Source organism: Promicromonospora aerolata, assembly GCF_042682255.1.
GTDB lineage: Bacteria > Actinomycetota > Actinomycetes > Actinomycetales > Cellulomonadaceae > Promicromonospora > Promicromonospora aerolata.
In genome coordinates this window covers 3151437-3166094 of the sequence record NZ_JBHUHF010000001.1, presented here as the reverse complement: position 1 = coordinate 3166094, position 14658 = coordinate 3151437, and the positions used below count along the sequence as shown (strand labels likewise).

General features: G+C 71.6%; 7 protein-coding genes and 1 pseudogene. All 8 read left to right on the top strand.

The features are described 5' to 3' along the window. The first annotated feature begins 23 nt into the window (after nucleotides 1-23). The 8 genes and pseudogenes from nuoI to ACFSL2_RS14125 all read left to right on the top strand — a co-directional run bounded on the left by nuoI (nucleotide 24) and on the right by ACFSL2_RS14125 (nucleotide 14577). Nucleotides 24-887 (top strand): NADH-quinone oxidoreductase subunit NuoI, encoded by an 864-nt coding sequence (gene nuoI / locus ACFSL2_RS14160; RefSeq protein WP_377200824.1) that lies wholly within the window; start codon nucleotides 24-26, stop codon nucleotides 885-887. Next, a complete protein-coding gene (locus tag ACFSL2_RS14155) occupies nucleotides 884-1705 on the top strand; it encodes an NADH-quinone oxidoreductase subunit J (protein WP_377198469.1) in 822 nt (273 codons plus the stop codon). The genes nuoI and ACFSL2_RS14155 overlap by 4 nt, the downstream gene beginning before the upstream one ends. Then, entirely contained in the window at nucleotides 1705-2004 is a 300-nt protein-coding gene (nuoK, locus tag ACFSL2_RS14150; protein ID WP_129786640.1) for an NADH-quinone oxidoreductase subunit NuoK, read from the top strand. The genes ACFSL2_RS14155 and nuoK overlap by 1 nt, the downstream gene beginning before the upstream one ends. A 19-nt stretch (nucleotides 2005-2023) precedes the next feature. Further along, complete coding sequence (nuoL, locus tag ACFSL2_RS14145; protein ID WP_377200823.1) at nucleotides 2024-3991, top strand: NADH-quinone oxidoreductase subunit L; 1968 nt, start codon at nucleotides 2024-2026, stop codon at nucleotides 3989-3991. Between the two features lie 11 nt (nucleotides 3992-4002). Beyond that, nucleotides 4003-5582 (top strand): annotated as a pseudogene (locus tag ACFSL2_RS14140) (NADH-quinone oxidoreductase subunit M). Then, the gene (gene nuoN, locus ACFSL2_RS14135; RefSeq protein ID WP_377198468.1) at nucleotides 5579-7366 is read left to right on the top strand and encodes an NADH-quinone oxidoreductase subunit NuoN; all 1788 of its coding nucleotides are present in this window, start codon (nucleotides 5579-5581) and stop codon (nucleotides 7364-7366) included. The pseudogene ACFSL2_RS14140 and the gene nuoN overlap by 4 nt, the downstream one beginning before the upstream one ends. Next, nucleotides 7363-8451: a polyprenyl synthetase family protein gene (locus ACFSL2_RS14130; protein ID WP_377198467.1), complete on the top strand. Its 1089-nt coding sequence runs from the start codon at nucleotides 7363-7365 to the stop codon at nucleotides 8449-8451. Before nuoN ends, ACFSL2_RS14130 begins: the two co-directional genes overlap by 4 nt. A 129-nt stretch (nucleotides 8452-8580) precedes the next feature. Next, nucleotides 8581-14577 (top strand): Ig-like domain-containing protein, encoded by a 5997-nt coding sequence (locus tag ACFSL2_RS14125; RefSeq protein WP_377198466.1) that lies wholly within the window; start codon nucleotides 8581-8583, stop codon nucleotides 14575-14577. Nucleotides 14578-14658 lie beyond the last annotated feature (81 nt).

Genomic DNA, 14658 nt, shown 5'->3' with positions numbered 1-14658 from the left:
CCCAGCCGGGGCCCATCGGGGAGATGTTCGCCCCCGTCGCGGGCTTCGGCGTGACGCTGTCGTCGATGTTCAAGCCCACGGTCACGGAGCAGTACCCGCGCGAGAAGGTCCCGCCCCAGCGCCGGTTCCATGGCCGCCACCAGCTCAACCGGTACGCCGACGGGCTGGAGAAGTGCATCGGCTGCGAGCTGTGCGCCTGGGCGTGCCCGGCGGACGCGATCTACGTGGAGGGCGCGTCCAACGCGGCCCTGCCGCAGAACGCGGGCCTCGAGGTGAACGCGGACGACTCCAAGGGTGCTCACATGAGCCCCGGCGAGCGGTACGGCTCCGTCTACCAGATCAACTACCTGCGGTGCATCTTCTGCGGGCTGTGCATCGAGGCCTGCCCCACGCGCGCGCTGACCATGACCAACGACTTCGAGCTGGCCGGCAAGACGCGCGCCGGCATGATCTACGAGAAGCAGGACCTGCTGGCCCCGCTCTCGGAGGGCATGCTGGCCGCGCCGCACCCCATGGTCGAGGGCACCACGGACACCGACTACTACAGCGGTGACGTCCTGGGCCCGACGGCGGCGCAGGTCGACTGGGTCCGGGAGCAGCGGCCCGACGACCCGACGCTGGACGCGGCCGACGCCGTCGTGTCGGGCAAGGCGCCGGCACCCACGCAGCGGCAGCACGAGATGCGCCCGGACGAAGGTCCCGGCGCGGCCGAGAAGTCGGCCGGTGCGGCATCGGTCGGCTCGGTGCGCGTGCTCGCCGACGGTTCGCAGGTCGACGCCGTCGAGACCGGTGCGCGCGAGACCAGCGAGCCTGGCTCGACGTCCGCGGCAGATCTCACGGGCGGGGCCTCGACGGGCCCGCGCACCGGCACGGAGGTGAAGGCATGACCCCCGCCGAGGCTGTCGTGTCGGGCGGCGAGACCGTCCTGTTCTGGGCGATCGCGCCGCTCATGGTGCTGGCCGCGCTGGGTCTGCTGTTCGTCAAGCGGGCGGTGCACGCGGCGATGTGCCTGGTGTTCGTCATGGTCAGCATGGCCATCCTGTACATCGCGCAGGAGGCGCCGTTCCTCGGCGTCGTCCAGGTCGTGGTGTACACGGGCGCCGTGATGATGCTGTTCCTGTTCGTGCTGATGCTCGTCGGTGTCGACGCGTCCGACTCGCTCACGGAGACCATCCGCGGGCAGCGCTGGATCGGCCTGCTCATCGGCATCGGCCTCGCGGCGATCCTCGGTGGCGTGGTGGCGAACACGGCGTTCCCGCCCGCCGTCGGGCTGAACGGTGGCGACCCGGGCGGCGTGGCCAACCCGCAGGCCCTGGCGCGCGTGCTGTTCGGCGACTACGTGCTGGCCATGGAGGCCGTGGGCGTGCTGCTCGTGACCGCCGCGGTCGGCGCGCTGGTGCTCACGCACCGCCGTCGGCTCACGCCGAGGCAGACCCAGGAGTCGGTGGCCGAGACGCGCATCAAGGCGCTGCCCGACGGCGTGGTGCTCACCCCGCTGCCGCCGCCCGGCGTGTACGCCCGGTCCAACGCGATGGACACCCCGGCGCTCGGCCCCGACGGCGAGCAGGTGCCGCAGTCGGTGTCGCGTGTGCTGCGCATCCGGGGGCAGGAACGGCCCGCGCCACAGGGCCCGGCGGTCGTGGTCACGACAAGCTCGACCCGTGGGGCGACCGGCTCGACCCCCGAGTCGGAGAGGGACGCCTGATGGACATCACCAACTACGTGGTCCTGGCCGCCGTGCTCTTCGCCATCGGGGCGACGACCGTGCTGCTGCGCCGCAACGCGATAGTCGTGTTCATGGGCGTGGAACTCATGCTCAACGCGACCAACCTCGCCTTCGTCACCTTCGCCAGGATGCACGGCGACGTGACGGGCCAGGTGCTCGCCTTCTTCGTCATGGTCGTCGCCGCCGCCGAGGTCGTCGTCGGCCTGGCCATCATCGTGACGATCTTCCGTACCCGCCGCTCGGCCTCGGTCGACGACGTCAACCTGCTCAAGGGCTGAGGGGGAGACAGTGAACGACGTGATCGGGCTCGCCCCCTGGCTGGTCGGCCTTCCGCTGATCGGCGCAGCGATCCTGCTGCTGGGTGGCAAGGCCACCGACCGCTGGGGCCACTGGCTCGGGGTGCTGGCCTCGGCCGCCTCCGCAGTCATCGGCTTCATCCTGATGTTCCGCATGATCGGCACGCCGGCCGGGGAGCGTTCCGTCGACCACCACCTGTGGACCTGGTTGTCCGCCGGTGGCCTGGACGTGGACCTCGGCATCCGGCTGGACCCGTTGTCCCTGACGTTCGTGATGCTCGTGACCTTCGTGGGCACGCTCATCCACGTGTACTCGGTGGCCTACATGGACCACGATCCGCACCGGCGTCGGTTCTTCGGTTACCTGAACCTGTTCGTCGCGGCCATGCTGACGCTGGTCCTCGCCGACTCCTACCTCCTGCTCTTCGTGGGCTGGGAGGGTGTGGGTCTCGCGTCCTACCTGCTGATCGGGTTCTGGGACACGGGACGGCCCTCCGCCCGCGAGAACGCGGTGGCGGCGAAGAAGGCGTTCGTCATGAACCGCATCGGCGACATGGGCCTCATCGCGGCGATGGCGCTGCTGTTCGCCGGTACGGGCGCCCTGGACTTCGGGACGCTCTTCGGGACCGTCGCCCATGACGAGGCGACCGGCGGGATGATCGGCGTGACCCCCGCGATCGAGGGGCTCTCCCAGGGCACCGCCACCGCCATCGGCCTGTGCCTGCTGCTCGCCGCGTGCGGCAAGTCGGCCCAGTTCCCGCTGCAGGCCTGGCTGGGCGACGCGATGGCCGGCCCGACGCCGGTGTCGGCGCTGATCCACGCCGCCACAATGGTCACCGCCGGCGTCTACCTCATGGTGCGCTCCGGGCCGATCCTCGAGGCCGCCCCGACGGCGCAGCTCGTCGTGGTGATCGTGGGGGCCGTGACCCTGCTGTTCGGTGCCGTGGTCGGTACCGCGAAGGATGACATCAAGAAGGCGCTGGCCGCCTCCACGATGTCCCAGATCGGCTACATGATGCTCGCCGCGGGTCTCGGCCCGGCCGGGTACGCGTTCGCGATCTTCCACCTGCTGACGCACGGCTTCTTCAAGGCGGGGCTGTTCCTCGGCGCCGGCTCGGTGATGCACGCGATGGACGACCAGACCGACATGCGGCGCTTCGGCGGCCTGTCGCGGTTCCTGCCCATCACGTGGATCACCATGGGGCTCGGCTGGCTGGCGATCCTCGGGATCCCGCCGTTCTCCGGCTTCTGGTCGAAGGACGGGATCATCGAGGCGGCCTTCATGCCCGTGGAGGGCCAGCCGTGGCGCGCCTGGGTGTTCGGCTCGGTCGCGGTGCTCGGCGCCGCGATCACCGCCTTCTACATGACCCGCCTGTTCTTCATGACGTTCGGCGGACGTCGTCCGCGCTGGACGGAGAACCAGCACCCGCACGAGGGCTCGCCGCTGATGTGGTGGCCCCTGGTGTTCCTTGGCGTCGGCTCGGCGGCACTGGGCCTGGTGCTCGGCATCGGCGGCACGTTCGTCACCTGGCTGGAGCCGGTGGTCGGCCACGCCGAGCACCACGAGCCGGTGCTCCCGGTGCCGGTGATCATCGGGGCCACCCTGACGGTCGTGGTGCTCGGAGCCCTGCTGGCGTTCCGGATGTACGCGGTCAACCTCGTGCCGGAGGAGGCGCCGCGCGGCTCCGTCCTGACCCGGGCGGCCCGCAAGGACCTGTACCAGGACGCTGCGAACGAGACGCTCGTGATGAAGCCCGGCTTCGGGGTGGCCCGTCTGGTCCAGGTGGGCGACCGTGACGTCGTCGACCGTGGCTGGAGCAGCCTGCCCCAGGCCCTGTCGTGGTTCGGCGCGGTATTCCGGAAGGCACAGAGCGGCTACGTCCGCTCGTACGCGGCCGGTATGGCGGGCGGCGTCCTCGTGATCGCCCTCGTCGCCTGGCTCGTCGTCGGCCTCGGTGGTGCCCAGTGATCGGAGGAGAGATGTTTCCCTGGCTGACCGTGCTCATCGCATGGCCGCTGGTCGGCGCGGCCGTGGTGGGGCTGAGCGCGCTCGTCCGGTCCCGCACGGGCCCGGCGAGCGCGGGGGTGGGCCTGGCCCGCCCCCTGGCGCTCGTGTTCTCGCTGGTCGAGGTGGCTCTGCTCGTCGGCGCCTTCACGGCCTTTGACACGGGCGCCGCCGCCGAGCACCAGCTCGGCGCCGTCTACCCGTGGATCCCGCAGATCGGCGTCTCGTACGCGGTGGGGGTCGACGGCGTCGGCCTGCTGCTGGTGGCGCTGTCCGTGGTGCTCGTACCCCTGGTGCTGCTGGCCGCCTGGAAGGAGCAGGGCCGGGACGAGGTGCGGCTGCGCAAGTTCGTCGGCCTCGTGCTCCTGCTCGAGGCGTTCATGGTCGCGGTGTTCTGTGCCCGTGACGTGTTCCTGTTCTACGTGCTGTTCGAGGCCATGCTGATCCCGGCCTACTTCCTGATCGGGGGGTTCGGCCAGGGTGCGGGCCGGCGCAAGGCCGCCGTGAAGTTCCTGATGTTCAGCCTGGGCGGCGGGCTGATCATGCTCGCGGCCGTGATCGCGCTGTACTTCCTCGGTATCGGTGCGGGCATCGACCCGAGCCGTGCGTTCCTCGTGGACGAGCTGGTCGCGGTCGACCTGGGCACCACCGCCGAGCGCCTGATGTTCGTCGGGTTCTTCATCGCCTTCGCGATCAAGGCACCCATGGTGCCGGTGCACAGCTGGCTGCCCGACGTCGCGGGGAACGCGACCCCTGGCACGTCCACCCTGCTGATCTGCGTGCTCGACAAGGTCGGCACGTTCGGCATGCTGACCCTGTGCCTGCCGCTGTTCCCGGAGGCGTCCCGTTGGGCCGCACCCCTGGTGATCGCGCTCGCCGTGATCTCCGTGCTGTACGGCGCGATCATGGCGATCATGCAGTCCGACCTGCTGCGGCTGGTGGGCTGGACGTCGGTGAGCCACTTCGGCTTCATCATCCTGGGCATCTTCACCTTCACGCCGCTGGGGACCGCCGGGTCGAGCTTCATGATGCTCAACCACGGGCTGGCGACCGGTGCGCTGTTCCTGGTGGCCGGGTTCCTGATCTCCCGGCACCCGGACCGGTCGCAGAAGATCGCCGACTACAGCGGTCTGCGGTCGGTCACGCCGGTGCTCGCCGGACGTTCCTCGTGGCCGGTCTCGCGACGCTGTCGCTGCCGGGCCTGGCCACGTTCGTCAGCGAGATCATGGTGCTGGTCGGCGCGTTCGGTGGCGCACCCGCCGGATCGGCCGGCTGGGCGATCGCCGCGATCCCCGGTGTGGTCCTCGCTGCGATCTACGTGCTGCTGACCTACCAGAAGATCTTCACGGGAGCGCCGGCAGCGGGGCTCGAGGCCCTGCCCGACCTGAGGGTGCGTGAGCGCATCGTCGCGGCGCCGCTCGTGGTCGGTCTCCTGGTGCTCGGGCTGGTGCCGGGCCTGGCCCTGACCTACGTGAACGCGCCGGCCGAGCAGTCGGCAGCCGTGACAGCGGTGGACGAGCCGGCGGATGCCGAGCAGATGGGGAGCGACAAGTGACCGAGTTCGTGGCACCCGAGATCGACTGGCTCGCCCTCGCACCGCTGATCGTGGTGCTGGGTACGGGTGTTGTCGGCGTGCTCATCGAGGCGTTCGTGCCCGCGAGGGCACGCCGCCTGACCCAGATCGTGCTGACCCTGGCCGCGCTGGCCGGTGCGTTCGCGTTCATCGCGGTCCTGTGGCCGCAGATCGTGGTGCAGCCCGTGCAGGTGGTGGGCGGCAGCCTGACCCTCACGCCGTTCGCGCTCGGCGCCCAGGGCATCATCGCCGTGCTGGCCTTCCTCGGTGTGCTCGTCGTGGCCGACCGCACGACCACGGGTCAGGACGCTTTCGCGCCCGCGGCGTCGGCCGTGCCCGGCACGCCGTACGAGGACCTGGCCCGGCGCTCGGGCCTGGAGCAGACCGAGATCTACCCGCTGCTGCTGTTCGCGGCCGGCGGCATGATGCTGTTCGCCTCCACCGACGACCTCATCGTCATGTTCATCGCGCTGGAGGTGCTGTCGCTCCCGCTGTACGTGCTGTGCGCGACGGCGCGCCGGCGCCGGCTCCTGTCGCAGGAGGCCGCTGCGAAGTACTTCCTGCTCGGGGCGTTCGCCTCGGCGCTGTTCATCTTCGGCGTCGCGCTGATCTACGGGTTCGCCGGTACGGTCCGGCTGCTGGAGATCGCCCAGCGGGTGCAGCAGGGTGGTCTGCCGCTGGAGGGGCTGAGCGTGCTGCTCGTAGCCGGCGTGCTGCTGGTCGTGGTCGGACTGCTGTTCAAGGTGGGTGCGGTGCCGTTCCACGCCTGGACGCCCGACGTCTACACCGGCGCGCCGACGCCGATCACCGGTTTCATGGCGGCGTGCACCAAGGTCGCGGCCGTCGCGGCCCTGGTCGAGGTGCTGTACCGCATCACGATCGGCGTGGGCGGCATCAACCCCGAGATCATGCGGCAGCTGCAGATCGTCGTCGTGGTGGTGGCGGTCCTGACGATGGTCGTCGGCACGGTCGTGGGAATCGTCCAGACCGACGTGAAGCGTCTGCTGGCCTACTCGTCGATCGCCCACGCGGGCTTCCTGCTCGTCGGCATCGCGGGATTCAACGCACCGGTGCAGGCGTCGACGCTCTTCTACCTGATCGCCTACGGCATCGCCACGATCGGCGCGTTCGGCGTGGTCACGCTCGTGCGCGAGCGCCGGGTCACCTCGGGGACGGGCGAGGACAACGGCCCGGTGGGCGAGGACGGCGTGGTGCTCGGCGAGGCGACGGAGATCGCGCAGTGGGCAGGGCTGGGCCGCAAGGCTCCGTGGCTCACCGCCGCGTTCGCGCTGTTCCTGCTGTCGATGGCCGGCATCCCGCTCACGGCCGGGTTCATCGCCAAGTTCGGTGCGTTCACCGGTGCCACGGCGGGCGGCCTGTGGTGGCTCGCTGTCCTCGGTGTGCTGGCGTCGGTGGTCGCGGTCGCGTTCTACGTGCGGCTCCTGGTCGTCATGGTGTTCCAGCGGGCGCAGGACGAGCCGGAGGTGGAGCCGGTCGCGCAGGCCGGGACCACGCCCGAGCCGGTGCCAGCCGGCTCCGCCGTGTCGGCCGGCTCCACCAGTGGTGGGGTGGTCCCGGCCGGTGGCTCGGCCACCCTGGCCACGGTGCAGGTCACGAGTGCGCAGCGGGTGGTGGTGACCGTCGTGCGGTCCCGCGGGCCGGCCGCCGTGGCCATCGCGGTGTGCGCGATCGCCACAGTGATTCTCGGCGTGTTCCCGTCTCCGGTTCTCGGTCTGGTGGAACAGGCAAGTAAGTTCGTGCCGTGACCTCCGTACCGCTGCCGCACCAGACGCCGACGGGTACGTCGGCGTCGGCTTCCCCGGCCGCTCCGACCGACCCGACCGACCCCCCCACGCTCGGCCTGCCGATCGCCGACCCGGAGCTGGCCTCTCTCCTGGCGGAGCGGCTGACGGGGGTCGACGAGGTGCTCCTGGAGGCCGTCGCCAGCACCGACAAGCTGGCCGACGGCGCCTCCCGGCACCTCATCGACGCGGGTGGCAAGCGGTTCCGTCCGTTGCTCACCCTGCTGACGGGCGAGCTCGGCGACGGCGCGGCCCCCGCGGTGGTCGACGCCGCCGTCGTGGTGGAGCTGACGCAGGTCGCCTCGCTGTACCACGACGACGTGATGGACTCCGCGCCGATGCGGCGCGGTGCACCGGCGGCCCACATGGTGTGGGGCAACTCGGTGGCGATCCTCGTGGGCGACATGCTGTTCGCGCGCGCGTCCGCCCTGGTGGCCGAGCTGGGGCCCGAGGCGGTGATCCTGCAGTCCCGGACGTTCGAGCGGATGTGCCTCGGACAGCTGCACGAGACGATGGGCCCGGACGACGGCGAGGACCCGGTGGACCACTACCTGCAGGTGCTGTCCGACAAGACGGCGTCGCTGCTGTCGACGTCGGCCCGCCTGGGCGCGATGCTCGCCGGGGCGCCGCAGGACCAGATCGAGGCCGTGGGCGCGTACGGCGAGAAGGTGGGCGTCGCGTTCCAGCTCGCCGACGACGTGCTGGACGTCGCGTCGTCCGGCGAGACGTCGGGCAAGACGCCGGGGACGGACCTGCGTGAGCACGTCCCGACCATGCCGGTGCTGCTGCTTCGGCAGCACGTCGCCTCGGGTGCCGCCACCTCCGACGACCGGGACCTGCTCGCGACCCTCGACGGCGACCTGTCCGCCGACGAGGCGCTGACCTCCGCCGTGGAGCGGCTGCGCGCGCACGCGGTGCTCGCGGAGACGCGGGAGCAGGCCGTGCGGTGGGCGAGGGCGGCCTCGGCAGAGCTGGAGCCGCTTCCGGAGGGGCCGGTCAAGGAGTCGCTGGAGCAGTTCGCCCAGGCCCTGGCGGACCGGGCAGTCTGACCGTCGGCTTCGACGAGTTCGGTCGGATGGGATGAGATCGGCCGGTTGTTGGACCGATCTCATCCCATCCGACCGAACTCATCGATCCTCGTCGGATGGCTAGGATGCAGCCTGTCGAGGGGGCGGTTCGTGGCAGACGCAGTCGAGGTCAAGTCCAGGTCAAGTAGCGGGTTCGTCGTGTCCTGGGCTCTGGTGGCCCTGTTCACCGGTGCCCTGGTCGCGTTGGCGTTCCTGCAGGACGGTGAGGCCACCGCGGAGCTGGAGCTCAACGACTCCGGTGTCTGGGTCACGCAGACGGCGTCGGGCAAGCTGGGGCGGTTCAACGACGAGGCCCGGGCGCTGGACGGCACGCTCCTCGCCGGGTCGTCGACGTTCGACGTGCAGCAGGACGAGGGCCGGGTGCTCCTGACGGACGACGGCGCCTCGTCGGCCAGCCCGGTGGACCCCGCCCACCTGGTGCTCGCGGGCCCCGTCCAGGCGCCGCGGGGCGCACACGTCGTGTCCGGTGGCCCGGTCACCGCGATCCTGGACCCCGAGGACGGCGACCTGTGGGTGCTGCCTTTCGACGGTGTGACGGCTTTCGACGAGGCGGAGCTCGAGCCCACGGCGGAGGTCGGCCGTGGCGGGCTGCTCACCGTCGCGACGGACGGGACGGTGTTCGTCGCGGTCCCCTCGGACGGGACGCTGTACCGGGTGGACACGGGGGCCCGGGGCACGCCGGGCGAGGTGACCGAGAGCGAGCTCCCCGTCGCGCCCGACGCCGAGGTGGAGCTCACCGCCGTGGGCGACGAGCCGGTGGTGCTGGACCGGACCGCGTCCGCACTGGTGCTGCCCGACGGCGAGGTCGTCGACCTGTCCGGCGGCGCGGAGGCACGGCTCCAGCAGCCGTCGGACGAGAAGCGGTCCGTGGTGGTCGGCACGCCCACCGGGCTGGTCACACAGCCGCTGGGCGGCGGCGCGGCGACGACGCGCGTGGCCGACGGCGTCCCGGCGGCCCCTGTCCAGGTGGGTGCGTGCATCTTCGGCGCGTGGTCGGGCACCGGTCAGGTGGTGCGCGACTGCCCCGGCACGGACCAGGACGTGGACGAGAACCTCGAGGGTGCGGCAGGCGAGCTCGCCTACCGGGTCAACCGCGACGTCGTCGTACTGAACGACGTCGCCGACGGCACCCTGTGGATGGCTGCTGACGAGTTCGAGAAGGTCGACGACTGGGACCTCACGATGCCGGAGGAGGCCGAGGGGGAGCAGACCGAGACCGAGACCGAGACGCCAGAGCTGGTGGACCAGTTCGTCGCCGAGCGGGACAAGCCCAACCGGGCGCCGACGCCGGAGGACGACGACCTCGGAGTGCGACCCGGCCGCACGACAGTGCTGAACGTGCTGGGCAACGACACCGACCCCGACGGTGACGTGATGACCGTGTCGGTGGCTGACCCGCCCGAGGACGCGAAGGGCATCACCGTGCACCGCGTGCTGGACGGGCTGGCGCTCCAGGCGGACGTCCCGGCGGACATGTCCGGCTCGGCCACTCTCACGTACACGGTCGACGACGGCCGCGGCGGTACGGCCGACGCGAAGGTGCGGGTCCGCGTGGTGCAGCCCGGCTCGAACGAGGCGCCGGTGGCCGAGGGCGAGCCCGTGCTCCGGGTGGCGCAGGGCGGGCGGGCGACGATCAAGGTGCTGCCCTACTGGAGCGACCCGGACGGTGACGACCTCGTGCTGTCGAGTGCCGCCACCGGTGACGCCGCCGACGAGATCCGGTTCCGCCCGGACGGTGTCCTGGAGTTCCGCGACGGCGGTGGGGCGACCGGGCGCAAGATCGTGGACCTCACGATCAGCGACAGCGGCGGCATGGTGGGCGAGGGCAGGCTCCTGGTCGATGTCGTCGCGGCGGAGGAGCCGCCGGTCGCCGTCGGGGACCACGTGGCCGTCCCCGCCGGGCAGCCGGTGACGGTCTACCCGCTGACGAACGACACCGACCCGAACGGCGACCGCCTCCGGCTGGCCGACGTCGGCGAGCAGGCTCCCGCGACGATCACGCCGAACTTCGCGGCCGGGTCGTTCCAGTTCGTGAGCCAGGAGCCGGGCAGCTATGACCTGACGTATCAGGTGAGCGACGGCCCGGAGGCGACGTTGGGGCTGGTACGCGTGGACGTGCTGCCGCCGGCGGAGGAGGACGGCGCCCCGGTCACGGTGACGGACACCGTGCTCCTGCCGGCCGGCGGGTCCGCGTTGGTGGACGTGCTGGCGAACGACACGGACCCGGCCGGCGGCGTGCTGGTGGTGCAGTCGGTGACCGTGGACGACGGCGCTCCGGTGACCGCCGCGGTGCTGGACCACCATGTGTTGCGGATCAGTGAGGTCAAGCGCCCCGAGGGCCCCGTCACCATCGAGTACACGGCAGCGAACGGCACGGGGACCGCCGTCGGGCAGGTGCGGGTGGTTCCGGTGCCCGCCGCGACGAAGCTGCGCCCGCCGGAGGCGTCCGCCGACGAGGCGACGGTGCACGCCGGCGACGTCGTGACCATCCCGGTGCTGACCAACGACGCCCACCCGGACGGGCTCGAGCTCACGCTCGGCGAGGAGCTGGTGGAGGATCCGGAGGCGGGCGAGGCGTTCGTGTCGCAGGATGCCGTGCGGTTCAAGGCGGGCCCCGACCAGGGCGGCACCGTCCACCTCGTCTACGAGGTCACCGACCCCAACGGCCAGAAGGACTCCGCCCAGGTCACCGTGACGGTGGTGGACGACGACGAGAACGCCGCCCCGCAGCCGCCCGACGTCACCGCGCGCGTCCTGGCCGGGGCCAGCACCCGGATAGCCCTTCCGCTGGAAGGCAGTGACCCCGACGGCGACCACGTGCAGCTCGAGGCGATCACGTCGGCGCCGACGGCGGGCACCGTCGACATCGTGGACGGCTATCTGGAGTACACGGCCTCGCCGAACGCCGCGGGCGAGGACCAGCTCACCTACTCCGCCACGGACACGCGTGGCGCGACCGCCACCGGCACGGTCCGCGTCGGGGTGGCGACGCCGCCGCAGGTGAACCAGCCGCCGCTCGCCGTGGACGACGAGGTGTCGGTGCGCCCTGGCCGGACGATCGGCATCGACGCGCTGGAGAACGACTCCGACCCGAACGGCGACCAGGTGGGTCTGGTGCCGAGGTCGTTCGACGGCGCCGGCGAGCTGGAGCCGGTGGTCACGGACGACCTGGTGGTCATCACCGCGCCCGACGACGAGGGCGCGCACACGTTCTACTACGGCATCGAGGACTCGTTCGCCGCACGTGCGACCGGCGCGATCACCGTGGCTGTGGCCGGGGACGCGCCGCTGCTCCGTCCCGTCGCACGGGACGACGCCGTCGCACCGGAGGACGTCACGTCCTCCACCGTGACCGTGGACGTCACGGGTAACGACCTCGACCCCGACGGGCTCTCCGCGGACCTGGAGGTCACGGTGCCCGGCCAGGGGCCGGACGGCGCCACCGTCACGGACGACGGGGAGATCGTCGTACCGCTGACGGGGGAGGCGCAGGTCATCACCTACGAGGTGACCGACCTCGACGGGCTGACCGGCAAGGCGTTCCTGCGGGTTCCGCGGGACGGCACGCTGCCGCGGCTCCGCGACGGCCTGGCGCCGGTCGAGGTGGTCGCCGGCGAACCCACCCCGCTGGACCTCACCGAGTACGTCGTGGTCGCCGAGGGGCGTGCGCCGCGGATCACCGACGAGGCGAAGGTCGCTGCCACCGAGGGGGACCACGAGGTCACTGGGCCCGTGGCGGTCACGTACACCGCCTACCGGGACTACTCCGGCCCGGCCGCCCTGACGTTCGAGGTGACCGACGGCTCGGGCATCGACGACCCCGACGGCCGTACCGCCCTGCTCACGCTGCCGCTCACCGTCCTGCCGGGCGAGAACCAGCCGCCGGAGATCGCCGGCACGCCGGCGCTGGAGGCCGCCGCGGGCGAGGAGACCGCGCTCGACCTGTCGCGCTTCGTCACGGACCCCGACGACGACCCGCTGACCGTGACGGTCGACGGCGACACCGACGGGCTCAGCCTCGCGACCGAGGGCACGACGGTGCTGGCCACCGCGGCGCCGGACGTGCCGAAGGGCACCAGAACCACCGTCGGCTTCACGGTGTCCGACGGCGGCCATCCGCCGGTTGCCGGGCAGCTCACCGTCACCGTCGTGGCCTCGACGCGCCCGCTCGTGCGGGCTACCACCGACGAGGTACCGGACGCGCACCAGGGCGAACCGGTCACGGTGGACGTACTGGAGAACGACGTCAACCCGTTCCCGGAGGACCCCCTGCGGCTCGTCTCGGCCCGACTGGAGTCCGGCCGGGGCACTGTCGAGAGCGCCGGGGACAGCGTGACGGTCACCCCGCCCGCCGACTTTCACGGGGTGGCGGTGGTGCGCTACCGCGTGGCCGACGCGACCGACGATCCGAGCCGTGAGGTCGAGGGGACCGCCCGCGTGACCGTGCTCGGTGCGCCGGAGACACCGCGCCCGCCGGCCGTCGAGGAGGTGCGGTCCGAGACGGTGGTGCTGAGCTGGGACCCACCGTCGGACAACGGCGCGGAGATCACCGAGTACCGGGTGCGGCCCAGCCAGGGCCCCACCACCACCTGCCCCACCACCACCTGCACGATCACCGGCCTGACGAACAACAGGACCTACACGTTCACGGTGACGGCGACGAACGAGGTGGGCACCTCGGAGGAGTCGCGGGCGTCGGAGGAGGCACGGCCGGACGAGAAGCCGGACCCGCCTGCTGCACCACAGCTCGTGTTCGGCGACGAGCTGCTGACGGTGACGTGGCAGAACCGGTCGTACACGGACCGTTCGCCGATCGAGTGCGTGAATCTGGAGATCAGCCCGGCCCCGCCGTCGGGCGCGATCCAGAAGACCTGCCTCGACGGCACCCGGACGGTGTGGGAAGGACTGCGCAACGGCACCGCCTACACGGTGCGCGTACAGGCACGGAACGCGGCTCCGGACCCCTCCGAGTGGTCGGACCCGTCGGCGCCCGAGACACCCGCGGCACCGCCCGCCCAGCCCGCCGCCCCGTCGGCGTCGCGCCTGGACACCGCGGTGGGCGGGCAGATCACCGTGCGGTGGACGGCGCCGGCCACCAACGGCGCCGCGATCAAGACATATCACCTGACCGTGCTCCGGAACGGGAACAAGGAACGTACGGTGGCGGTGACCGGCACGTCCAAGGCGCTCCAGAACCTGGACCAACGGTCCGCGTACCAGTTCACGGTGGTCGCGGAGAACAAGGCCGGCACGTCCCCCGCGAGCCCTCGGTCGAAGGCGCTGGAGCCCTACGGCACGCCGGTGGTGCCCGGTGCCCCGAAGGCGGCACTGATCGCGAGGGACACGAACGGCAAGGCGCGGGTGTCGTGGCGCGAGATCGACGACTTCCGCGGTAACGGGCCGTACTACCAGGTGCGGGCGGACGGGTCGACGGAGAAGCGGACGGCGGGTTCCCCGTACGACTTCACCGGCCTGGCCAACGGCCGTGACCACACCTTCGACGTGCGGGCGTGCAACGCCTACGCCTGCTCGGCCTGGACGGCGCGCTCGAACGCGGTCAACCCGTACACCGTGCCTGGTGCGCCACCGGTCGACTGGTTCAAGGACCTCGGGGACGACGGAAACTTCAGGATCTGGGCTCCCGACAACAACGGTGGGCGCTCGGTGGACCGGATCGAGTGGAAGTTGAGCGGTGACGACACGCGAGAGGGTTCGCGCTCGGACCCGGGGGCCGGCTGGCAGTCGGGTCAGCATCCGTTCCAGGTCAACGTGCCGACCGGTCCGGGCCAGAGCTTCACGGTGCGGGCGCGGCTGTGCAACGCCGCCGGGTGCGGTGCGTGGGCCCAGGAGTCGGGCAGCACGGGCAACGTCGACAGCGACCGGACGCTCACGACCTACAAGGGCGGAAACGCGGTGGGGTTTCACCAACGACGACGGGTCGACGTGTACGAGCTCCTCGTGCCGGTACCTCGGCCTGCGACTGCGCAACGCGACGCCCAACTTCGCGTTCGGAGCCGCCTGCTACACCGGAGACCGAAAGTTCGCACCGACGGAGGACGGCAACCGCTTCTTCGAGCAGACCCCTGACGGACGGACGTTCAGGACGGACGCGAACGGTGACTTCACGGGCGAGCTCCCGTGCGCCTGGGGCACACCGGGCGCTCGAGT

Excerpts from the sequence above, each read along its gene's own strand:
- nuoI (WP_377200824.1), top strand. The coding sequence starts at position 24 with ATGTTCGCCCCCGTCGCGGGCTTCGGCGTGACGCTGTCGTCGATGTTC.
- ACFSL2_RS14155 (WP_377198469.1), top strand. The coding sequence starts at position 884 with ATGACCCCCGCCGAGGCTGTCGTGTCGGGCGGCGAGACCGTCCTGTTC.
- nuoK (WP_129786640.1), top strand. The coding sequence starts at position 1,705 with ATGGACATCACCAACTACGTGGTCCTGGCCGCCGTGCTCTTCGCCATC.